Origin of the sequence: Actinoallomurus vinaceus, assembly GCF_039542055.1 — a bacterium.
Taxonomy (GTDB): Bacteria; Actinomycetota; Actinomycetes; order Streptosporangiales; family Streptosporangiaceae; genus Actinoallomurus; species Actinoallomurus vinaceus.
Genome location: NZ_BAABHK010000015.1, coordinates 163,892 through 186,009, shown reverse-complemented (window position 1 = coordinate 186,009; position 22,118 = coordinate 163,892). Strand labels below are relative to the sequence as shown.

The 22,118-nt window shown below is 71.5% G+C and carries 18 protein-coding genes and 1 pseudogene; 8 read left to right on the top strand and 11 right to left on the bottom strand.

Features of this window, described 5'->3' with window-relative positions; all coding sequences use genetic code 11:
- Window positions 1-368 precede the first annotated feature (368 nt).
- Window positions 369-1,184, top strand: a complete 816-nt coding sequence (locus ABEA24_RS39980; protein ID WP_345438393.1) for an SAM-dependent methyltransferase — start codon at window positions 369-371, stop codon at window positions 1,182-1,184.
- A 79-nt stretch (window positions 1,185-1,263) separates the two neighbouring features.
- Window positions 1,264-2,136: an ADP-ribosylglycohydrolase family protein gene (locus ABEA24_RS39975; RefSeq protein WP_345438391.1), complete on the top strand. Its 873-nt coding sequence runs from the start codon at window positions 1,264-1,266 to the stop codon at window positions 2,134-2,136.
- A 437-nt stretch (window positions 2,137-2,573) separates the two neighbouring features.
- Here the strand turns inward: ABEA24_RS39975 and ABEA24_RS39970 are convergent, their stop codons facing one another.
- From ABEA24_RS39970 to ABEA24_RS39940, 7 genes are all read right to left on the bottom strand, one after another.
- A complete protein-coding gene (locus ABEA24_RS39970; protein ID WP_345438389.1) occupies window positions 2,574-3,731 on the bottom strand; it encodes a glycoside hydrolase family 5 protein in 1,158 nt (385 codons plus the stop codon).
- 162 nt (window positions 3,732-3,893) lie between these two features.
- Window positions 3,894-5,603, bottom strand: coding sequence for a glycoside hydrolase family 6 protein (locus ABEA24_RS39965; RefSeq protein WP_345438387.1), 1,710 nt, complete (start codon window positions 5,601-5,603; stop codon window positions 3,894-3,896).
- Window positions 5,604-5,721: 118 nt separating this feature from the next.
- A complete protein-coding gene (locus ABEA24_RS39960; RefSeq protein WP_345438385.1) occupies window positions 5,722-8,643 on the bottom strand; it encodes a glycoside hydrolase family 48 protein in 2,922 nt (973 codons plus the stop codon).
- 80 nt (window positions 8,644-8,723) lie between these two features.
- Complete coding sequence (locus ABEA24_RS39955; RefSeq protein WP_345438383.1) at window positions 8,724-9,749, bottom strand: LacI family DNA-binding transcriptional regulator; 1,026 nt, start codon at window positions 9,747-9,749, stop codon at window positions 8,724-8,726.
- Window positions 9,750-9,991: 242 nt separating this feature from the next.
- Window positions 9,992-10,777 carry a CPBP family intramembrane glutamic endopeptidase gene (locus ABEA24_RS39950; RefSeq protein ID WP_345438381.1) on the bottom strand — a complete coding sequence of 262 codons (786 nt, stop codon included), beginning with the start codon at window positions 10,775-10,777 and terminating at the stop codon, window positions 9,992-9,994.
- On the bottom strand, window positions 10,765-11,517 hold the full coding sequence (locus ABEA24_RS39945) for an enoyl-CoA hydratase-related protein (RefSeq protein WP_345438379.1): 753 nt from the start codon (window positions 11,515-11,517) through the stop codon (window positions 10,765-10,767). The genes ABEA24_RS39950 and ABEA24_RS39945 overlap by 13 nt, the downstream gene beginning before the upstream one ends.
- 159 nt (window positions 11,518-11,676) lie before the next feature.
- Window positions 11,677-12,297 carry a class I SAM-dependent methyltransferase gene (locus ABEA24_RS39940; protein WP_345438377.1) on the bottom strand — a complete coding sequence of 207 codons (621 nt, stop codon included), beginning with the start codon at window positions 12,295-12,297 and terminating at the stop codon, window positions 11,677-11,679.
- A gap of 225 nt (window positions 12,298-12,522) precedes the next feature.
- Here ABEA24_RS39940 and ABEA24_RS39935 point away from each other — a divergent pair, with 225 nt between their 5' ends.
- The gene (locus tag ABEA24_RS39935) at window positions 12,523-13,791 is read left to right on the top strand and encodes an MFS transporter (protein WP_345438375.1); all 1,269 of its coding nucleotides are present in this window, start codon (window positions 12,523-12,525) and stop codon (window positions 13,789-13,791) included.
- Window positions 13,792-13,849: 58 nt separating this feature from the next.
- On the opposite strand, the gene ABEA24_RS39930 is transcribed toward ABEA24_RS39935, so the two are convergent.
- The 3 genes from ABEA24_RS39930 to ABEA24_RS39920 all read right to left on the bottom strand — a co-directional run bounded on the left by ABEA24_RS39930 (window position 13,850) and on the right by ABEA24_RS39920 (window position 17,961).
- A complete protein-coding gene (locus ABEA24_RS39930; protein WP_345438373.1) occupies window positions 13,850-15,775 on the bottom strand; it encodes an ATP-binding protein in 1,926 nt (641 codons plus the stop codon).
- Between the two features lie 3 nt (window positions 15,776-15,778).
- Entirely contained in the window at window positions 15,779-17,377 is a 1,599-nt protein-coding gene (locus ABEA24_RS39925; RefSeq protein ID WP_345438371.1) for an acyl-CoA carboxylase subunit beta, read from the bottom strand.
- A gap of 131 nt (window positions 17,378-17,508) precedes the next feature.
- Window positions 17,509-17,961: a MarR family winged helix-turn-helix transcriptional regulator gene (locus ABEA24_RS39920; RefSeq protein WP_345438369.1), complete on the bottom strand. Its 453-nt coding sequence runs from the start codon at window positions 17,959-17,961 to the stop codon at window positions 17,509-17,511.
- A 99-nt stretch (window positions 17,962-18,060) separates the two neighbouring features.
- Between ABEA24_RS39920 and ABEA24_RS39915 the strand changes: the two genes are divergently transcribed.
- From ABEA24_RS39915 to ABEA24_RS39900, 4 genes and pseudogenes are all read left to right on the top strand, one after another.
- The gene (locus tag ABEA24_RS39915) at window positions 18,061-19,107 is read left to right on the top strand and encodes an alpha/beta hydrolase family protein (RefSeq protein ID WP_345438367.1); all 1,047 of its coding nucleotides are present in this window, start codon (window positions 18,061-18,063) and stop codon (window positions 19,105-19,107) included.
- On the top strand, window positions 19,104-19,508 hold the full coding sequence (locus ABEA24_RS39910; protein WP_345438365.1) for a PPOX class F420-dependent oxidoreductase: 405 nt from the start codon (window positions 19,104-19,106) through the stop codon (window positions 19,506-19,508). The genes ABEA24_RS39915 and ABEA24_RS39910 overlap by 4 nt, the downstream gene beginning before the upstream one ends.
- A 51-nt stretch (window positions 19,509-19,559) precedes the next feature.
- Window positions 19,560-19,793, top strand: a complete 234-nt coding sequence (locus ABEA24_RS39905; RefSeq protein ID WP_345438363.1) for an RNA polymerase subunit sigma-70 — start codon at window positions 19,560-19,562, stop codon at window positions 19,791-19,793.
- Window positions 19,794-19,795: 2 nt separating this feature from the next.
- Window positions 19,796-20,320: pseudogene (locus ABEA24_RS39900) on the top strand (Clp protease N-terminal domain-containing protein); the annotation flags it as partial.
- Between the two features lie 199 nt (window positions 20,321-20,519).
- On the opposite strand, the gene ABEA24_RS39895 reads toward ABEA24_RS39900, so the two are convergent.
- Complete coding sequence (locus ABEA24_RS39895; protein WP_345438358.1) at window positions 20,520-21,311, bottom strand: TetR/AcrR family transcriptional regulator; 792 nt, start codon at window positions 21,309-21,311, stop codon at window positions 20,520-20,522.
- Between the two features lie 165 nt (window positions 21,312-21,476).
- On the opposite strand from ABEA24_RS39895, the gene ABEA24_RS39890 reads away from it, so the two are divergent.
- Window positions 21,477-22,118 carry an NAD(P)-dependent oxidoreductase gene (locus ABEA24_RS39890; protein WP_345438356.1) on the top strand — a complete coding sequence of 214 codons (642 nt, stop codon included), beginning with the start codon at window positions 21,477-21,479 and terminating at the stop codon, window positions 22,116-22,118.

Here is a 22,118-nt window from a genome sequence, read left to right as displayed (position 1 = left end):
GCCGGATGAACGACACGGCGTCGCCGGGCGGCGGCGGACGAGGGGCCTCGGCCGCCCGCCTTTACACAGTAAGTTTCGAGTCGGCCGCCCGGACGCCGCGGGGTCGGCGGCCGACGCCGGCGAGCGCGTCGACGCGCCCGGGCTCGACCGGCATGACATCCGGCCGGACCGCCTGGCATGGTGCTCGAAAAGCTCGGCGAATCGCAGCGACTCCGCCCGATGAGCCGCGTTTCTCGGTGGCAGATCTTCGCCGCTCGGGCACTGTTCCCGAGCATTCCGTAACAGACCGCGAGCTTTCCATCGCGGTGAATGTGGAGGAACCGGCAGGATGGGGGCTCCGCCCGTCGAACGGCACCGAGGAAGGGCCCGTGAACGACAGCTCACACGGCACTGGACCAGCCCCCACGCCGGAGATCGACACCACCGTGCCGCACTCGGCGCGGGTGTGGAATTACTGGCTGGGCGGAAAGGACAACTATCCGGTCGACCGGGCCGCCGGGGACCGGTATCGGGAGATCTTTCCCGGGATCATCGACACGGCCCGCGCCTTCCGCCATTTCCTCGCCCGCGCCGTCCGGCACCTCGCCGGAGAAGAGGGAATCCGGCAGTTCCTCGACGTGGGGACGGGACTGCCGACGGTCGACAACACCCACGAGGTCGCCCAGCGGGTCGCGCCCGAGTGCCGCATCGTCTACGTCGACAACGACCCGCTGGTCCTCGCGCACGCCCGCGCGCTGCTGACGAGTTCGCCCGAGGGCCGGACCGACTACATCGACGCCGACATGCGCGAACCCGAGAAGATCGTTCAGGCGGCGGCCGAGACCCTCGACCCGACCCGTCCCATCGCGCTGATGCTCATGGGCGTCCTGGGCCACATGGCCGACTATGAGGAGGCACGGTCGATCGTGCGGCGGCTGGTGGACGCCCTGCCATCCGGCAGCTTCCTGGCGCTGGCCGACAGCATCGACGTCGGAGCCGCGCACCGCGAGGCGGCCCGCGGCTACGAGGACAGCGGCGCGGTGCCCTACCACCTGCGGACACCGGAGCAGATCACCGGCTTCTTCGCCGGGCTCGAGCCGGTCGAGCCCGGCATCGTGCCGATCCAGCGCTGGCGCCCCGAACCGGACCCGTTCGGCCCTCCTGCGGAGGTCGCGACACTCGGCGGTGTCGCCCGCAGGCCGTGACGGCGGGGTAGCCGCGACCCGTGACACCGGCGTCGCCCGGAGGCCGTGACGGCTGCGAGGTCCGCTACCGTGGCGGGCGATGACCGCTCTGGACTCCCTCGCCGGGCTCTCCGTCGGTGACGCGTTCGGCGCCCAGTTCTTCGCCACCGAGAACCGGCCGCTGCTCCTCGACGAGACGGCGGTGCCACCCGGCCCCTGGCCGTGGACGGACGACACCGAGATGGCCTGCAACCTCGTCGACGTCCTGCACCGGCACGGGGAGGTGGACCGCGACGCCCTGGCCGCCGCGTTCGCCGACCGTCACGACCCGTACCGCGGCTACGGGCCGGGAACCGTCGTCCTGCTGCGCGCCCTCCGGGACGGCGAACACTGGCGTACGGTCTCCCCCGCGCAGTTCGGGGGCCGCGGTTCGATGGGAAACGGGGCCGCCATGCGCGCCGCACCGCTCGGCGCGTACTGTCCCGGCGATCTCGAACGGGTGACGCTGGAGGCCACGGCGTCGGCCGTCGTCACGCACGCGCACCCGGAGGGCATCGCCGGCGCGGTCGCGGTGGCGGTCGCGGCCTCGTACGTCACGCGCGGTGACGCGGACGGGCTGATGGACGCCGTCCTCTCGCACACCCCGCGCGGCGCCGTGCACGACGGCGTCCGCAGAGCGGCCGGTCTACTCGACCGGACGCGTGAGGAGGCGGCGTACGAACTCGGCAACGGTTCGCGCGTCCTCGCGCACGACACCGTGCCGTTCTGCCTGTGGGTCGCCGCCCGCCATCTCACCGACTACGAGCGGGCGGTGCGCACCTGCGTGGCCGTCGGCGGGGACATCGACACGACGGCGGCCATCACCGGCGGCATCGTCGCCGCCCACACCGGCGCCGGCGGCATCCCCGAATCCTGGCTGGCGGCCCGTGAGCCCCTGCCCGGCTGGATCGCGGAGTCCAAGGCGCGTCGCTGAACCGCCCTGGCCGCCACCACCCCGCGTGGCCCAGGCCAACCTCGCCCGGGGCGGTGCGACGGCGGAGGCCGCCCGCCCGCCGTCAGACGCGGCACGCGGCACCGCCGTTCGGGGCGTACCGGGTGCCAGGGTCCGCAGTCTCAATCTGACCGCTCCGCACTGGGCTCGCAGACCCAGCGACCGGCGCGGCGGGTCGTGAACGGGACGCCGGGGTCGCCCGGCGCTCCCACACCGTTCGGTGGCGACCCCGGCGTTCCACTCGTCCAGTCGTTCCAGGTGCGCGGAAGGTTGCCGTCGGATCGCGATTTTTCGGGCACGACGAAAGGGCGCCGGGATCGCGGCGCTCCCACCGTTGGGTCGACCCCGGCGCCCCGTCTGGCGGTCGCCTCCCGGGAGGGCGCGTCACCGCCCCCGGGAGGCGAGCCCCCGGCCTCCGGTCAGCTCGGAGGGATCAGGTAGGGGGTGAGGTAGGCCTGCTTCGTGGTGTTGACCGTGGCCCAGTCGTCGTTCAGGATTCCGCCGGTGTCACCGGAGTTGGGGTTCCAGCACCAGTACGTGAAGCTCATCCCGCCGGCGCCCGTGCCGAGGTAGGCGAGCAGCGTCCTGAGCCAGGTCTGGTCGCGCGGGTCCTGGAGCGTCGTGCCGAACTCCCCGAGGAGGACCGGCGCGACGCTCTTCTTGTACAGGTAGCCCCAGTTCTTGTCCCAGATCGCGGCCAGGTTGTTCGGGAAGGTCGGGTCGGAGAACCACGGCTGCGGGTAGACGGAGGTCGCGTAGTCGTGCGCGGAGTAGACGAGGCGGTTCGCGACGTTCAGCCGTACGGGGGCCGAGGCGGCGCCCTGGAGGTTGCCGCCCCACCAGTAGCCGTCCCCGTTGTAGCTGTCGACGCCCTCGACGATGATCAGCCAGTTGGGGTTGACCCCCAGGATGGCGTTGCCGGCGCGTTCGGCGGCGAGCCGCCAGTCGGTGGACTGGTCGCCGCAGCCCCAGCAGGCGGGGCTGTGCGGCTCGTTGTGCAGGTCCGCGCCGATGACCGTGCTGTTGCCCGCGTAGTGCTGGGCGAGCATCTTCCAGTCGGAGATCCACCGGGACTCCGGGTAGGCGCTGGTGTACCAGAGCGCGGACTGGCTGCCGGAGTCGGGCCGGTGCCGGTCGAGCACGACCTTCAGGCCGAGCTGCCCGGCGAAATCGATGATCTTGTCGAGGATCTGCAGGCCGCCCAGGCCGGCCAGGTCGGCGTTCTTGGTGAAGTCGATGCTGTTCGGCGTGGATCCGGGATCGAAGAGCTGGTTGGAGTACGGCAGCCGGAGCGTGTTGTAGTTCAGGCTCCTGATCTGCTCCAGCATGTCCTTGTAGTTGCGGCTCCACAGGCCGTGCGGCGCGTACGTGTTGGTCTCGGCTCCGAACCAGTTGATGCCGGTCATCCGAACGGGCTGGTTCTGCGAGTCGAGCAGTTGCCGGCCGCTGGTGTGCCAGTAGCCGGTGCCGGCGGCGCTCGCCGGGCCGGCCCGTCCGACGATGGGCACGAGGGCCAGGGCGAGCAGGGCGACGATGGTGGTCACGACGCTGGGAACGCGTCTGAGCGGCGAGGTCAACGAGACTCCCTCCGGCGGTTCGAGCACGGGACGAGGCTGCGTGGTCTGTCCTCGCCCGTGGAAGCAGGTCCCCCGTGGAGGGCCGGGCGGAGGCGCCATGAGGCATCGCCTCCGCCCGGCGTCGGTGGCGCGGGTCAGACCCGCGTGACGGTCACCGGCGTCTTACGACACCGACGGGTAGGCGTTCTGCATGAGCTGGTGGAACTGCGCGGAGAACCAGTGGCCGGACAGAGGCGCGTCCGGCAGGGCGCCGCTCGGGCTGTTGCCGTTGCGCACATTCCCGCCATAGTTCGGGTCGCACATCTGGTCGAAGCCCTTTCCCTCGTCGTTCGGGATGGACTTGCTGGAGCCGTCGGACTCCCCCGGCGGCTTGACCCACGCGTAGGCGTCGAAGCCGGCGGCCGGAGAGGCGGTCGGCCGTGCCCCGAGGCCCGCGCCGGACTGGTTGCACCAGTCGCCGACGTGCGGCCGGCGGTCGACGCGCTCGGCGTTGACCTGCGTGTTGATGTCGCTGGCCGAGCTCGGCCCGGTCGGGCGGGCCGCGCCGCCCCAGCCGTTGCGGGAGGTGTCGATGACCATGCCGATGGACGAGGAGAAGCCGTCCGAGATCAGCTGCTGGCGGAACGCCGCCCCGAAGGTCGACTCGTCGACGTACCAGTTCCAGTCCACCCACTTCGACTGGCGGGTCTGGCTGTTGACCGGCAGGTACGGCTCGGTGGTCGGCGAGTAGTTGGCGGTGTTGATGACGAAGCCGTCGACACTGTTCACGCCGGCCGTGGTGCCCTTGGCGACGGTGGCGAACAACTGCGCGGCGGGGCCGAAGTTGCTGTCCCAGCCGAGCCAGCCGTGGTGCCCGGCGTCGAGGTAGGTGTAGACGTTGCTGATCGCGTGCAGCTTGTTCAGTGCGTACTGGACGCCCTTCACGTAGTTGCCGTTCTGCTGCATCGTCTGGCACGCGGTGGTCGCGGTGTTGCCGCTGACATTGGTGACGAGGTTCGGCAGCGAGTCCGGCTCGATGTAGGTGATGATCTTGAGGTTCGCGTACTTCGAGTCGCTCATGATCGACGCGATGGGGTCGATGTACTCGGTCTGATAGCGGCCGAGATCCGTCGCGCCGAGCTCGCCGTTGGAGGCCAGAGCGGCGCAGTCGCGGCCGGGCAGGTCGTAGATGACGAACTGCGCGTAGCTCGCGCCCTGGGAGACCGCCGCGTCGAGGTGGGCGCGCAGCCCCATCCCGCCGTTCGCGCCGTTGATCGCGGCGATGCGGTCCAGCCACACCGCGGTCGGCTGGTTGGCGATCGCGGTGCCGCCGTCGGCCTTGGCCTCAGCGGACCACTCGGTGTCCACGTAGCCCTTGCCGCCGACGTACGGGTTGTCGACATGGGATCCGCTCTGTGGCGGCGTCGGGGTCGGGGTGGGCGTCGGGGTGCCGCCGCCGGAGGACCCGTTGCAGGTGGTGCCGTTCACGGAGAACGACGTCGGGGCGTCGTTCGTCCCGGAGTAGGAGGCGTTGAAGCCCAGCGACGTCGACGCGTTGGTGCCGAGGCTGCCGTTGTAGGACAGGCTCTTGACCGTGACGTGCTTGCCGGACTGGGCGAACGTGCCGCTCCAGCCCTGGGTGACCTGCTGGTTGCCGGCGAAGTCCCACTCCAGGGTCCAGGAGCTGAGCGGGTCGCCGAGGTTGGTGATGCCGATGTTGGCGGTGAAGCCGTTGTTCCACTGGTTCACCGAGTAGGTGACCTGGCAGCCGACGGCCGCGTGGGCCCGGCCCATGCCGAACAGCACTGATACGAGGCCGAGCAGGAGCGCGGCGATCGCCACGCCCGCCCGGTCCATCCGCAGCGCCAGGCCGCGGTGGGGGTTGGATCTCATCGGGGTGTGTCCTCCTCGGACGGTTTGGGAGCGCTCCCACTCGCCGGGGTCGCTCCGTGGCCATCGGGGCCGTCGGTCGGGGCCCCGGGGACGCGGGCCGCGTCCCCGGGGCGCTCGTTCACTGGTCGAACAGCTGGCCGTAGGTCGCCATCGCCATGGCGATGTCCGCCTGCGCCCAGAACCGGTGGTAGTTGAAGCTCGGCGCGGCTCCGCCGTTCAGGTACGACTGGACCTTCGACCAGGCGGGGTCCTGCTTGTACCAGGAGCGGATCGACAGGAACGTCGCACTGCTGTCGATCTTGTCGCCGTTCGGCATCGTCCCGGTCCAGCCGGACGGCACGTAGACGCCGTCGTGGTTGGGGGTCGAGGTGCTGTAGGCCTGGTTGAACCGGTTGTAGTCCGTACGGGTCTCGGGCACCGAGATGCCGATCCCGTCCTGGTTCTTGCTCCACATGTCGTCGAGCAGGGTCTGCGCGGTCGACTTGGCCGTGGTGTCGCCGGACTTGGCCGCGTAGTACGCCAGAGTCTTGGCGTACGCCGCCGTCACGCCGACGTCGTTGGTGTAGTCGGCGATCGTGACGTGCAGGCCCGCGTTCGAACCCGGGCTGGAGGCGTTCCAGGTGTCGGGCTGGCCGCTCCAGTGCAGCGTCGAGGGGATCTGGTAGGTCCCGTCGGCGTTCAGCTTGGTGTTGGCCGTCGCCCACGCCGCCCACTTGCTCAGCAGCGTCTTGGCACTGCTGTCACCGGTGACGTAGTAGTACTCGGCGACCCGCTCCATCGACCACGCCTGGAAGCCGAACCACTGGTTGCTCGGCGGGTCGTGGTAGACCGGCTGCCAGTCGTAGGCCATGCCGTAGAAGGTGGAGTCGCCGGCCGGCGGCGTGCCGTACGCCCCGCCCCAGCTGTTGGTCGCCCCGCCCGCGATCGCGCCTTCGGAGGACTGCAGCCAGCGGTAGAACTCCAGCTGCCGCTGCAGGCTCTTCTTCCAGTCGTCAACGCCCGTCGCGGACTTCGGCGCCATCGCCGAGTCGTTGGTGAGGGCGTACGCCGCCATCGGGTTCTGGTAGCCGGAGTGGGAGGAGCCGTCGCCGATCCGCCACGCCCAGCCGGCGTTGGTGTCGGTCGCGCCGCCCCAGGCGTAGTACCACGACAGCAGGTAGTGCTCGCTGTCCTTGCCGGTGCCGGCCGGGCAGCTCGGGCTGGTGCAGTTACCGATCTTCTTGAAGTACTTGTCGAAGAAGGAGTACCGCAGGTAGTCGCCCATCTTGCCCGCCTTGGCGACGGTGGCGGACACGTCCGAGCCCTTGCCCTGCTGCTTGGCCCAGGTGTCGGCCCAGTACGCGGCCTGGATGGCGCGCGCGTCGGCGTCCGGGGCGTCGGTGTACTTCCACTGCTTGGCGTAGCTGGAGTCCTTGATGAACAGGTCCAGGTAGCCGTTCTTGCCGCCGTAGGCGAACTTGTCGCAGGTCGGCTGCGGGATCGTCTCCCAGACCGACTCCTGCGGGCCGCGCTGGTAGCTGTTGATGTAGGACGGCGCCTTGGTGTTCGGGCCCTCCTCGCAGCCGCCGCCGGGGGTGTCGCCGTAGCCGTAGGTGTTGTCGACGTCCTGCAGCCAGTGCATGCCGTACACGTCGTCGGTGCCGTACGCGGACTTCAGCTCGGCGGCGATCGGGTCCTGGCCGACGGAGACGCCGGAGTCGATCTGCGACGGGTACTGCTCGGGCAGGTCGTGCTCGGCCGCGTACGTCGCGGGCTTGCTCGCGTTGTAGAAGCTGTTGGTGGGCTGGTCGGCGTGGGTGGGGATCATGTACTTCTCCATGAGCGCCCACGCGTTGTTGAACTTGCTCCAGTCGCCGGTGACCTTCCCGTACACCGCCTGCATCCAGATCAGGTAGCTGTAGGCCTCGGAGGTGGTCTCGTGCCCCTGGTCCGGCGCCTCGACCATCAGCGTCTCCACCGAGTGGTACGGGATGCCCTCCTTGCTGAAGTAGCCGTTGGCCGGGTCGGTGATCTTGTTGTAGAGGGTGAGGAAGCGGTCCTCGTACGCGCCGTTCGACTTGGTCTCGGTGACGGTGACGCTCGCCGTGTCGTACCCGGTCGCCTTGGCGGTGAAGGTCGCCGCGCCCGTGCTGGATGCATCCGCGGTGACCGTGACGTTCTGCGCGGTCGACCAGTTGGACGAGGTGAAGGTCAGCGTGGCGCCCGCGGAGACCGTGAGGCCGGTGTTGCCGCTCGCCCGCGCGACCGTGACGGTGACGTTTCCGGACGGCTGGCTGGAGAGCTTCACGCCGAACGTCCCGGTCTTGCCCTGCTGGACCGCCAGGGCGGTCGGGCTCGCGACGACCGCGGGACCGCTGGCGACGTGCACGCCGACCGGCGTGGACTCGGCCGTGGCGCCCTGGCTGTCATAGGCCTTGGCGTACAGCGAGTAGTCCCCCGCCGGCACGCTCGCCCAGTCGAAGGAGTACGGCGCGGAGGTGTCGGTGCCGAGCAGGGTCGTGTCGTTGTAGAACTCGACCTTGCTGATGGTCGCGCCGTCGTTCGCGCTCGCCGTGGCGGCGAGCGGGATCGTCGCGCCCGAGGTGTACGTCGAGCCGGCCGCCGGGCTGGTCAGCGCCACGGTCGGGGCCTTGTGCGCGCCCGTGCACGTCGTCCCGTTGAGGGAGAAGGACGTCGGGTTGGCGTTCGTGCCGCTGTAGCTGAAGTTGCCGCCGACGCTGACGGTGCCGTTGGTGGCGATCGCGCCGTTGTAGCTCAGGCTGGTGACGGTGACGTCCTTGCCGGACTGCGACCAGGTGCCGCTCCAGCCCTGCGTCAGGGTCTGGTTTCCGGTGTAGGAGTACTTCAGGGTCCAGCCGTTGATCGCCGGACCGAGGTTGGTGATCGTGATGTTGGCGGTGAAGCCCGAACCCCAGTCGTTGACCGAGTAGTCGACCTTGCACTGCACATCGGCGGCGCGCGCTCCGGGACCGGCGACGAGCACGCCGGCCAGGAGCGACAGGACGACCATGAGCGGTCGCCACCTCTGCCGTCTCTTCATGGGCGGTTTTCCTCCTGACGGGGGGCACCACCGGCCCGCCGGGCCGGCTGCTGAGGGGGTCCGGCCGTACGGGGCCGGGGTCACGCGGAGTCGCGGATGATCAACTTGGTGTTGAGCACGACGCCCTGGCCGACGGGCGCGTCCCCGGCGATGCGGCCGAGCAGCTCGCGGGCCATCCGGACGCCCATGTCCTCGATCGGCCGGCGTACGGTCGTCAGCCGTGGACGGACGCGCCCGGCGATCGGCGAGTCGTCGAAGCCGACGACGGCCACGTCGTCCGGGACCCGGCGGCCGGTGCGGCGCAGGGCGCGCAGCGCTCCCACGGCCATCTGGTCGGAGGCGCACAGCACGGCGTCGATGTCGGGCCTGCGATCCAGCAGGCGGTTCATCGCGTGCTCGCCCGACGCCTGATGCAGGTCTCCGTAGGTGATCAGTCCGGAGGTGGGCAGGCCGGCGTCGCCGACGGCCGCGCGGTAACCGGCCAGGCGGTCGACCCCCACGGCCCGGTCGGGCGGACCGGCGATCGTCCCGATCGTCTGGCGTCCGCACTTGAGCAGATAGTCGACCGCCGTACGGGCGCCGCCACGGTTGTCGGCGTCGACGTACGGCAGCGGCGTCGTCCAGAGGGGACGCCCGGCCAGCAGAACGGGGACCCCCGTCTGCCGGAGGGCCATGGCCGGGGCACCGTGCGCGCTGATGAGGAGCACGCCGTCGGCGCGGCCGCCGCGCAGGTACTCCGCGACGGTGCCCCAGCGGCCGGACCGCCCGACGATCAGGACGACGAGCTCGCGTTCGTCGCCGAGCTCGCGCCGGACGCCGGAGAACAATCGGGCGAAGAACTGGTCGGTGAACACGCGGGCGTCGTCCTCACAGACGACCGCCGCGATCGACCCGCTGCGGCGGTCCGCGGGGGCGGCGCGGTGACGCACGTAGCCGAGCCGCTGAACGGCCTCTTCGACGCGGGAGCGGGCGCGCGGGCTGACCCGGGCGGTCCCGTTGATGACACGTGAGGCCGTGGCGGGTGAGACTCCGGCGAGGGCGGCGACGTGGGCGAGCGTCGGCGTCTCGACGGTGCAGGAGGGTGCGGAGAGTTCCCTTCCGTTCACGGAAATGACTCCCTTCGGGCGCTAATGGCTCGAGTGGCGGGGGTGTGGGAGCGCTCCCACCATCCAAGGCGCGCGAAAGGGTTGTCAAGAGGAATGTATCAACCGTGTAAACGGGGAGTTTCCTGGCCGAGATCGCCGCACGTCCGGCCCCGCATCCGAGCAGGCGGGTTGCCCGCGGGGCCGTCCGACCGGCCCGGTGATCGGCCGTGAAAACCCATGAAAGAGGAAGAAAGACGTGGCGCTCAGGGCAGCCAGGACACGTGTCCGTGCAGGAGCGTGTAGCCGACGAACGTGACGGCGTCGATCAGGGTGTGGGCGACGATGAGCGGCGTGGCACGGCCCCATCGCCGGTACAGGACACCGAACAGCAGCCCCATGATCAGGTTCCCGGCGAAGCCGCCGAACCCCTGGTAGAGGTGGTACGACCCGCGCAGCACGGCGCTCAGCGTCAGGGCCCGGGCCGGCGACCAGCCGAGCTGCGACAGCCGGTGCAGCAGGTACCCGGCGACAATGACCTCTTCGAGCACGCCGTTCTGCGCGGCGGACAGCAGCAGCACCGGGATGCGCCACCAGACCGCCGGCAGCTGGGCCGGGACGACGGCGAGGTTGGCCCCCGAGTAGTACGCGGCGAGGTAGAACGCGAGGCCCGTACCGCCGACGACGGCGGCCAGCGCCGCGCCCCGCAGGGTGTCCCGCAGCGGTTCGCGCCGGTCCACGCCGAGCGTCTTGAGGGACTCGCCCGAGCGGGCCAGCAGGTAGGCGACGAGCGCGACCGGCGCCAGCGCGCTCGCGATGCCGAACAGCTGGAACGTCAGGTCGATCCAGGGCCGTCCGGGCGCGTACGAGCCGACGATCAGCGCCTTCTGGTGCGACAGCGCCTTCGGCCGGGTGAGCGAGGCGATCAGCTGCAGCAGCGCCTGGACTCCGCTCGCGCCCAGAGACACCGCGAAGACGACCCAGATCTCGGCGGTGAGCAGCCGCCGGCTCAGCGGCTCGGCGCGGACGTCGGCGACGGTCACGGGATCCACCGCGGGTCGCGCTTCTCCAGGAACGCCGCGATGCCCTCCCGCGCCTCCTCCGAGGCGAACCGCTCCGCGGACAGTTCCCCCATCCGGGCGAAGTCCTCCTCCACCGACGGGCCCGGGACGGTGCGCGGCACCCGTTTGGCGAACGCGAGGGCCTCCGGCGCGCCGCGCAGCAGCATCCCCGTGTAGTGGGCGACGGTCGCGTCGAGCTCCTCCGGCGGCACGGCGCGGTTGAGCATCCCGATCTCCTGCGCCCGCCGGGCGTCGAAGACCTCCCCGGTCAGGAAGTACTCGGCCGCGGCGCGCGGGTTCATCCGGCGCAGGCAGGTCACCGCGATCATGGCGGGCACGACGCCGAGCCGCACCTCGCTGAAGGCGAACGTCGCGGTGTCGGGCGCGATCGCGATGTCGCAGGCGGTGACCAGCCCGAGCCCGCCGGCCCGCGCGGGCCCGTTGAGCCGCGCGACCACCGGCTTCGGGCTGTCCCAGATGAGCGCCAGCAGCCCCGGGACGTCCGGCGGGGGCTCGCCCGCCGACTGCTCCTTCAGGTCCAAGCCCGCGCAGAACACCGGCCCGGTGCCCGTGAGCACGACGACGCGCACGGCGTCGTCGGCCGTGACGTCGGTGAGCGCCTCGCGCAGCTCGGTCACGAGCCGGCGGGACAGCGCGTTGCGGTTCCGGGGCGAGTCGAGGGTGACGGTCGCGACGCCGCCCTCGGCGGCGAGACGGACGAGCGGTTCCATGGATCACATCCTGGTGCATCGCCGGGCCGGACGCGCCACGGGGTACGCGGGCCGACGCCGGGGTGTGGCCACCGAGGGCGACTTCGGGAATCGACATCCAGAGGAGCCCCGCGCGGCTCTCAACGCGTTTCAGCTCTATGAGCCTTCCGGCCCTTGGGTTCAGGGTCGGTGTGCCCAGAAGAGTGCGTGGCCGCTGTCGCCTTCGGCGATGAAGTCCTGGTCGATGATCTGCAGGCCGGTCTGCCGAAGCCACGAGCGGTAGGTGGCGGCATCGGCCTGGCTCCACCACATGGTGGCGGGGCCACCGAGCCAGTTGTCCTCGGTACCGGTCCAGGCGTCTTGTCCGACGGCCGCCAAAAGCCATCCACCGGGGCGTAGCCATTGGGCGATGCGCCGCAGAATGCCGGGCTGTTGGTCGAGCGGCATATGGATGAGGGAGTAAAGACAGATCGCAGCGTCGAAGGAACTATCCGGAAAACGTAGCTCTGTGGCATCCGCTCGGATGAAGGTGGCCTCAGGGACGAGACGACGGGCGCGTTCGATCTGGACATCGCTGATGTCCACGCCGGTCACACGGTGGCCGGCCGCGGTGAGGAAGCGGGCGACCGGGATCCCGCATCCGCATCCGACGTCGAGCACGTCCGCTTGTGCGGGGAGACGAGTTCGCAGGTCGGCCAGCCAGGCGTCGTACCGTTCTGTCGGATCGTCGTCGCCGCGGTAGTGGTGGGACAGGGCGTTGTAGCCCGCGCGGACCAGGTCACTTCCGCTTCCGGCGTCCATGACGGCAGGCTATGGGCCGACCGGGCCGTCGGCCGAGTGGTTTTCTGACGGTCGGGTCCGAGCAGCATGCGGTGGTCGGCGCCGCGGCCCTGGAGGTCCTCGGCGAGCTCGATGGGATTCTCCAGGGGGCGGCCGAGCCGGTCGGGCTTGGTGACTGCGGTCTGGTCGCCTTCGCGGGCGACGAAGATCCTTGTCGAGTTCGGCGGCCGCACCCATGATGTTTACGTGAACATCCGACAGGACGGCGACGCGCGGCGGATGCCCGCCGGGTTGGTCGCGCTCGCGCTCGGCGGCTTCGGGATCGGCCTGACCGAGTTCGTGATCGCCGGTCTGCTGCCTCAGGTGAGCCGTGACCTGGACGTCTCCGAGGCCGCGGCCGGGTGGCTCATCTCGGGATACGCCCTGAGCGTCGCGATCGGCGCGATCCTGCTGACCGCCGCCACCACCCGCGTCCACCGCAAGGCCGTCCTCGTCGGGCTGGTGGCGTTGTTCGTCATCGGCAACCTGCTGTCCGCCGTCGCGCCCACCTACGCCGTGGCGCTGCTCGGCCGCGTCGTCGCCGCTCTGTGCCACGGCTCCTTCTTCGGCATCGGCTCGCTCGTCGCCCGCCGCATGGTCCCGCCGGAGCGGGCCTCGCGCGCGGTCGCCGTGATGTTCGCCGGGCTGACGGTCGCCAACGTGCTGGGCGTGCCGTTCGGCGCCCTGGTCGGCGAACGCTGGGGCTGGCGCGCCACGTTCTGGGCGATCACCGGGATCGGCGTGCTGGCCGTCGCTGCCATCGCCGTGTGGGTCCCGGCCTGGGCGGGCGCCGTGGACGAGGCCCACCGGCCGGCCGGCCTGCGCCCCCAGCTTCGCTGCTTCCGCTCCTGGCAGGTCTGGCTAACCCTCGCCGCCACCGCCCTCGGCTACGGCGGCATGTTCGGGGCGTTCAGCTACATCGCGTACACCTTCACCGAGGTCACCGGCTTTTCCAGTACCGACGTCGCCTGGCTGCTCGTCGTTTACGGCAGCGGCCTGGTGATCGGCAACGTCGCCGGAGGCCGGGCGGCCGACCGTGACCGCGACCGCACGCTGATCGCGTCCCTGGCGGGACTCGCCGCCACGCTCGCGGCGTTCGGGCTGCTGGCCGACGGGCGGGTCGCGTCGGTGGTCCTGGTCTTCCTGATGGGCGTCTTCGGGTTCGCCGCCGTCCCCGGAATGATCACCCGCGTCACGGACGCCGCCGGCGGCGCGCCGCTCGCCGCCAGCGCCAACGTCTCGGCCTCCAACGTCGGCAACGCCCTGGGCGCCTGGCTCGGCGGCCTCGCGATCAGCGCTGGCCTGGGCTACACAGCGCCGCTGTACGTGGGCTCCGCGGTCGTGGCGGCCGGTCTCGCCGTGATGGTGGTCACCGCGCGCACCGGGCGTGCCGCCCCACCTGCCCCGGCCGGCCCTGACCGGGCGGCCGGTCACCCCTGGCCGGACCAGGAACGCAGGCACAGCACCACCCGGTAGCCGCCTCGGAGCCCCAGCCGCCACCTCGGCGCCCGGGTCGCCGCCTCGGCGTCCGGGGTCAGCTCTCGGCGACGACGGCGAGCACGGCGCCGGTCTCGACCTGGCGGCCGACCTCGGCGTGCAGCGCCGTGACGACCCCGGCGGCCGGGGCGAGGATCTGGTGTTCCATCTTCATCGCCTCGAGCCAGAGCACCGGCTGCCCGCGCTCGACGGCGTCGCCCTCACGGACCGCGACCCGGACCACCGAGCCGGGCATCGGGGCGACCAGCGTGCCCGGCGCGATCTGCTCGGCCGGATCGGGCAGCCGCTCGACCGCGGTGAGGGTCACCGGCCCGAGGACGGAGTCCACGTGCACGCGCCGGTCGTACGACGCCACGGCGAACCGGAGCCGTACGCCGCCGTCGTCGAGCACGACCTCGCCGGGCTCGGCGGACACCAGCGCGATGCCCGGATGGCCCTCGGCGACCAGGCCGTCGCGGGTGAGGCGGTAGGCGACCTCCGCCTCCTCGAAGACGGCGCGCTGCGGCTGGGACGAGACGTTGCGCCAGCCGCTGGGCAGGTCGCGCAGCACCGGGGCCGCCCGGCGGTTCGCGGCGGCCCGCGCGAGGGCGGCGGCGAGCGCCGACAGGCGCACGGCATCCTCGCCCGCGAGCGGCGCGGTCGTGGGATGGCGGTCCAGGAAGCCGGTGTCGGTCGCGCCGGCGAGGAAGGCCTCGTGCCGCAGCGTGGTGACGAGCTGGTCCCGGTTGGTGACTAGGCCGTGGACGCGGGCCCCGGCCAGGGCGGCGGCCAGGCGGCGCACCGCCGCGGCGCGGGTGGGCGCGTAGGCGATGACCTTGGCGAGCATCGGGTCGTAGTGCGTGGAGACGACGCTGCCGGAGACGACACCGGAGTCCAGCCGCAGCCCGTACTCCGAGGGGACGGCGAACTCGGCGTCCACGCCCGGGATCGCGAACGCGTGCAGCGGACCGCTGTGCGGCCGGTACCCCTCGGCGGGGTCCTCGGCGTAGAGCCGCGCCTCGATCGCGTGGCCGCGCGGGCGGGGCGGGTCGCGGAGCACAGCCCCCTCGGCCGCCTCGATCTGCAGCGCCACCAGGTCGACGCCGTACACGCACTCGGTGACCGGGTGCTCGACCTGCAGCCGGGTGTTCACCTCGAGGAAGTAGAACCCGCCGTCGGGGACGAGCATGAACTCCACGGTGCCCGCGCCGGTGTAGCCGATCGCGCGGGCCGCCGCGGCCGCCGCCTCCGACAGGCGCTGCCGCAGCGCGGCGTCGACCGCCGGGGACGGGGCCTCCTCGATCACCTTCTGGTGGCGGCGCTGGATGGAGCACTCCCGCTCCCCCAGCGTCCAGACCGTGCCGTGGGAGTCCGAGAGGATCTGTACCTCGATGTGGCGGGCGCCGGTCAGCAGCGGCTCGCAGAAGACCGTGGGGTCGCCGAACGCCGACGCCGCCTCCCGCTGCGCCGCCTCGACGGCGCCGGGCAGTTCCTCGGCGGTCCGGACGACGCGCATGCCCCGGCCGCCGCCGCCCGCCGACGCCTTGACGAGGACCGGGAAGCCGGTCACCGTCTCGGGGTCCAGCTCCGGGAGGACGGGCACGCCCGCCGCTTTCATCAGCCGCTTGGCCTCGATCTTCGAGCCCATCGCGGCGATCGCCGCCGGGGGCGGGCCGACCCAGGTGAGCCCGGCGGAGAGCACGGCGTCGGCGAACGCGGCGTTCTCCGACAGGAAGCCGTAGCCGGGGTGGATCGCGTCCGCGCCGGAGGCCTTGGCCGCCGCGATGATCGCCTCTTGGTCGAGGTAGGTCTCGGCGGGGGTCGCGCCGGGCAGGCGCACCGCCAGGTCGGCCTCGCCGGCGTGCGGCAGCGACGCGTCGGGGTCGGAGAAGACGGCGACCGTGGTGATGCCGAGATCGCGGCAGGTCCGGAACACCCGGCGGGCGATCTCGCCACGGTTCGCGACGAGCAGTCGTGAGATCATCGCCTACATCCTGAAGACGCCGAAGCCCTGCGCGGGCTCGGCGGCGGGGGCACTGTTGATCGCGGACAGGCAGAGGCCGAGGACGGTGCGGGTGTCGCGCGGGTCGATCACGCCGTCGTCGTACAGCCGCCCGGACAGGAAGAACGGCAGCGACTCGGCCTCGATCTGCTGCTCGACCATGGCGCGCATCTGAGCGTCCGCCTCCTCGTCGTACACCTGGCCGCGCGCCTGGGCGGCCTGCCGCCCGACGATGGACAGCACGCCCGCCAGCTGCGCCGGGCCCATCACCGCCGACTTGGCGCTCGGCCAGGTGAACAGGAAGCGCGGGTCGTACGCCCGGCCGCACATGCCGTAGTTGCCCGCGCCGTACGACGCGCCCATGACCACGGTGAGGTGCGGCACCCGGCTGTTGGACACCGCGTTGATCATCATCGCGCCGTGCTTGATGATGCCGCCCTGCTCGTACTCCGCGCCGACCATGTAGCCGGTGGTGTTCTGCAGGAAGAGCAGCGGCGTGCCGCTCTGGTTCGCCAGCTGGATGAACTGCGCGGCCTTCTGCGCCTCCTCGCCGAACAGCACGCCGCGCGCGTTGGCGAGGATCCCGATCGGGTGGCCGTGCAGCGCCGCCCAGCCGGTGACGAGGCTGTCGCCGTACAGCGGCTTGAACTCGTCGAAGTCGGAGCCGTCGACGATCCGGGCGATCACCTCGCGCGGGTCGAACGGGACCTTCAGGTCTTCCGGGACGACGCCGAGCAGTTCGTCCTCGTCGTACGCGGGCGGGCGCGCGGGCAGCGGCTGACGGCCCTGTTTCCGCCAGTCGAGCCGGGCGACGATGCGGCGGCCGATCCGCAGCGCGTCGTGCTCGTCGGCGGCCATGTAGTCGGCCAGGCCGCTGGTACGGGCGTGCATCTCGGCGCCGCCGAGGCTCTCGTCGTCGGACTCCTCACCGGTGGCCATCTTGACCAGCGGCGGGCCGCCGAGGAAGACCTTGGCGCGGTCCTTGACCATGACGACGTAGTCGCTCATGCCGGGCAGGTACGCGCCGCCCGCGGTGGAGTTGCCGAACACGAGCGCGATCGTCGGGATGCCGGCGGCCGACAGCCGGGTCAGGTCGCGGAACGTCCGGCCGCCCGGGATGAAGATCTCCTTCTGCGTCGGCAGGTCCGCGCCGCCGGACTCGACGAGATTGATCACCGGCAGGCGGTTGCGCAGCGCGATCTCGGAGGCCCGGAACGACTTGCGCATCGTCCACGGGTTGCTGGAGCCGCCGCGTACGGTCGGGTCGCTGGCGGCGATCACGCACTCGACACCCTCGACCACGCCGATGCCGGTGACCACGCTCGCGCCGACCGTGAAGTCGGTCCCCCAGGCGGCCAGCGGCGACAGCTCCAGGAACGGCGAGTCCGGGTCGATCAGCAGCTCGATCCGCTCCCGGGCCAGCAGCTTGCCGCGCTTCCGGTGCCGTTCGACGTACTTCGGGCCACCGCCCGCGACCGCCTTGGCGTGCTCGGCGTCCAGCTCCGCCAGCTTGGCCAGCATCGCCGCCCGCCGGGCGGCATAGGCCGGGCCGGCGGTGTCGAGCGCGCTGGTGAGAACCGTCATCCCATCCCTCCGTCACCGTGCCCCGTTCCCCGTCCGTCGAGTATGGCCAACCGCACCGGCGCAGCGGAAGATCGCCGGGCCGGTGAGTCGAATCTCATTCGGTCAACTGCCGAGCCGGGAACCGCCGGATCTCATTCGGCGGCCTGTTCGGCCGCCTCCGCCTGGATCGCCTTGGCGAACCGGGCGAGGAGGGCACGGAGGGCGTCGCGCTCCTCGGGGCTGAACTCCTCGAAGACGCGGCGCTCGATCGCCGAGGCCCGCGCGTCCGCCTTCTCGAGCGCCGCCCGGCCCTTCTCGGTGAGGCGCGTCTCCAGCACGTTGCGGTGCCAGGGGTGCGGAGTGCGCTCGACGAGGCCGCGCTCCTCGAGGTTCTTCAGGACTCCGGTCATCGCCTGGGGCGTGACCACGCAGGCGCGAGCCAACGCGGCGCCCGACATGCCGGGGTTGCCGGCGAGAACGTACAGCGCGGCGTACTGCGGGACGGTCAGCCCGGCGACCTTGACCGCGGCGTGCTTGGCCGCCATGAGCTCCTGCTCCACCCGCTTGAGGTCCATTCCGAGGCGTTCGTCCAGCGGCATGCCCATGCCCGGATCATACAGACCCGAGCAATCGTTCCGGTCTTGACGAATATCAAGGTCTTGATATCGTTCCCGGCCGTACCCATCCGCACGACATGGAGGTGCGTGTTGACCTTCTTGGACGATCCCCCGGCGTTGCCGGGGTTCATCGCCTCGGCCCGCTCGCGTGCGGTGTCCGCGGGCGTGGACGCCAGTGAGTACGACGCCGTCACGGCCGGGCTGACCGCCCTGCGCGACTGGCCGGCGGCGTTTCGCCGGACCGGCCGCGAGCACCTGGAGGCGGGTGAGCGGGCCGAGAGCGAGGGTCGGCTCGTCTCCGCGGGCGAGGCCTACCGGGACGCCGCGCTGTGGTTCCACTTCGCCACGACGATCCCCCACCCCGACCGGAACGGCCACGGCGAGTCCGCCGACGCGATGCGCCGGGCGCTCACCCTTCTGGACCCCACCTGGGAGCGGGTCGACGCCGGAGAGGTCGTCGGGACCCTGCGCCGGCCGGCCGGCGTCCGGAGGCCGCCGCTCGTCGTGGTGATCCCGGGGATGGACTCCGGCAAGGAGGAGTTCGTCTCGATCGCCGACGCGCTGCTGCGGCGGGGCCTGGCGACGCTGGCCATCGACGGCCCCGGCCAGGGCGAGCTCGCTCCCGGGACCGCGCCACGACCCGACTACGACAAGGTCACCTCCGCCGCGATCGACGCCATCGCCGACCGGGACGACCTGGACACCGGGCGGATCGGCGCGATCGCCCTCAGCCTCGGCGGCTTCTACGGGGCCCTGTCGCTGGCCGCCGAGCCGCGCCTCCGGAGCGGGGTACTGGTCAGCGGACCGACGCGGCTCGACTGGGACACGCTCCCGCCGTTCGTCACCGAGACGCTGACGCTGCGCGCCGGCGACGCGGACGCCGCCCGGGAGTTCGCCCGCCGCATCGACGCGACCGGCGTGCCGGAGCGCATCGAGCAGCCGCTCCTGGTCGTCGACGGCGGCCGGGACGTCATCCCGGGCGCGACCAATGGCGAGGACCTCGCCCGGCACGCGCCGCGCGGGGAGTACCTCCTGATCCCCGAGGGCGACCACCTGGTGGCCAACGCCCGATGGACATGGCTCGGCCTCGCGGCCGACCGGCTCGCCCGACACCTGACCGGGAGCGATCAATGACTCACGCCCCACGCACGGACATTCCAGAGACCCATCGGGACCTCCTCGAGCGCCCGCTGTTCGGCCATCTGGCCACGACCGGCCCCGGCGGGCGCCCGCAGGTCACCCCGGTGTGGCTGCTCTGGGACGGCGAGCACCTGCGCTTCACCACGACGACCGACCGCCAGAAGTGCCGCAACGTCCAGCGTGAGCCGGCCGTCGCGATCTCCGTCAACGATCCCGACCAGCCGTACCGCTATCTGGAGGTTCGCGGCATCGTCGAGAACGTCGAGCCCGACCCCGAAGGCGCGTTCTTCGACGTCCTCGCCCGCCGCTACGGGCTCTCCTACGAGCCGCCGCTGCCCGACGCGGACCGGCGGGTCGTCCTGGTGATGCGCCCGGCGCACGTTACGTTCCAGTAGGCGCGTCAACTTCGGTTGACAATCAGGCTGTTGTCAACCTATGTTGACGGCATGAGCGATGGAGTCCAGCTCGCCCAGGAGGCGAGCAGCCGCGACCCGGCGATCGGGTTGCGAGCGGTACGCGCGCTGCGCGAACTCGCCGAGCGCCTGGAGGCGCTGCAGGTCGAGAACGCGCGTGACCAGGGATGGTCCTGGCAGGAGATCGCCGTCTGCCTCGGCGTCAGCCGGCAGGCGGTCCACAAGAAGCACGGCGGCGGCCGACGGATCCTCGGAAAGGAGCGGTAGCGATGTTCGAACGGTTCGCCGACGACGCTCGGCAGGCGGTGCGTCTGTCCCAGGAGGAGGCGCGGCGCCTGCGTCATCCGTTCATCGGCACCGAGCACCTGCTGCTGGCCCTCCTCGACGAGGGCCACGGCCCGGCGGCGCAGGCGCTCATCGACCACGGCGTCACCCAGAAGGACCTGCACGGACGAATCGCCCGGCTCACCACGCCGGCGGACGACGCCCTCGACCCGGACGCGCTCGCCATGATCGGCATCGACCTGGACCAGGTGCGCCAGGCGACCGAGGCGAGCTTCGGCCCGGGGGCGCTCGAACCGAAGGCGCGCCGGGCGATGCCGAAAGGGCACATCCCATTCACCAGACGCGCCAAGAAGGTGCTGGAGCTCTCGCTGCGCGAGTCCCTCAACCTCGGGCACAACTACATCGGCGGCGGGCACATGCTGCTCGGCCTGATCCGGGAGGGCCAGGGGCTCGCCGCCCGTGTCCTCACGGACTCCGGCGTCGACCTGGCCACCCTCCGTGTCGACGTCACCCGGCGCATCCCGCCCAAGGCGGCCTGAGCCCGAAGAAGATCAACCATAGGCCCGACGGGGGTGGCCGTTCCACGCCGTCGAGTGCGGGCTCATCGCCATCTCCCTCCCGGGAGAAGGGCGATGAGCCCTCCGCTCGCCCCCTGTGGACGGCGGCCGGACGGGTCAGAGCGGAGATCGCGCGGCAGGACCGGACGGCTCAAGGGCCGGAAGAGCCGGGTGCGTCGGCATGCCGCGCCCCCGCCCAGGTGTCGCGGGCGCGGCGCAGGCGGGTCAGCACTTGCTCGCGCGACCGATCACAGGCCCGCGCCGCCCTGGCGAGGTGATCAGGGTCGTCATGCCCCTGCACCAGCAGGGCGAAGGACCACAGTCCGGTCTCCAGCAGACTCGCCGCCTGTTCGATGTCGGCGACGACCGCGGCACGGGCAGCGGCGGCATCGGTCGCGGTCTTCGCCTCGCGCCGCAGGGCGCGGAAGGCGACCGCCCACAGGCCGGTGATGGCGGTGGCGGCGATCTGCGGTGCCGGGTCGAGGGGGTCCACGCCGGCCCGCCGGGCCATCGCCTCGGCGGCGACCTCAGCGAGGCGGTCCATCATGTCACGCTGGGCAGCCCGCAGCGACGGCGACGACTCGATGACCTCGGCCAAACGCAGCACCTGCCGGAAGTCGCCGCCCGCGGTCCCCGAGCGATCGAAGAAGGCGCCGATCTCAGCGATGAACGCCTGTTTCACGGCCTCGATCGGCGAGGCGATGAGCGTGGCCGGGCCCAACGCCTCACGCAGCATGTCGGAGAGGTGGGCCTCACGGTCCAGCAGCAGGGATTCCTTGGTCGGGAAGTAGTTGTAGACGGTCTTCTCCGACACCCCGCAGGCGGCCGCCACGTCGACGACCCGTACCGCGTCGAACCCCCGCTCGAAGAACAGGGCCGTCGCGGTGTCGGAGATCTGCTGCCGGGTCTGGCGCTTCTTACGCTCCCGCAGCCCTTCCGCCACCCCAGCTCCTCCTCGTCTTCCACGTCACCGGTACGCGGCCGGAACCACGGTAACAGAAATACCGCCACTATATTTTTACAGCCACTAAATGATTACTGGTACTGTACGTTCTGTTCGGGGTCACCGCCCTCGCGGCCCGAGCTTTCACACGGAAGAAAGGGCGTCATGAGCCGTCTCATCGTCTTCGGTGCCGCCGGACGCACCGGCGAGGTCATCGTCCGCGAAGCGCTGCACGCCGGCCACGCCGTCACCGCGGCCGTACGCGACCCTGGCCGTTTCAGCCCTGACTTCGGAGTGGAGGCCGCGAGACGCCTTTCGGTGGCCCGGGCGGACGTACGCGATCCGGCCGAGGTCCGTGCCGCTCTGGCCGGACACGACGTCGTCGTCTCCGCGATCGGGCCGGCCGGCCGCAGTGCGCACGGCCTGTACTCCGGCACCGCCCGATCGCTCGTCGCCGCGATGACGGCGACGGGCGTGCGCCGTCTGCTCACCATCTCCTCCGCCGGAGTCCGCGACGACGATCCGGGCTTCCCGCTGTGGTACCGCGCCGTCGCTCACACGCTGCTCAAGGAGCTCTACGGCGACATGCGCCGGATGGAGACGATCATCCGCGAAAGTCCTCTGGACTGGACGTTCGTACGTCCCACCCGGCTGACGGACACTCCCGCCACCGGGGAGTACCGCGTCGGCGAGGGCATCACCCCGCCGCGAGGCCGGATGATCGCCCGCACCGACCTCGCCCGCTTCATCGTCCGCGAGCTGGAAGAAGGCCGCTGGTCACGGAAGGCGCCCACCCTCGCCCGATGA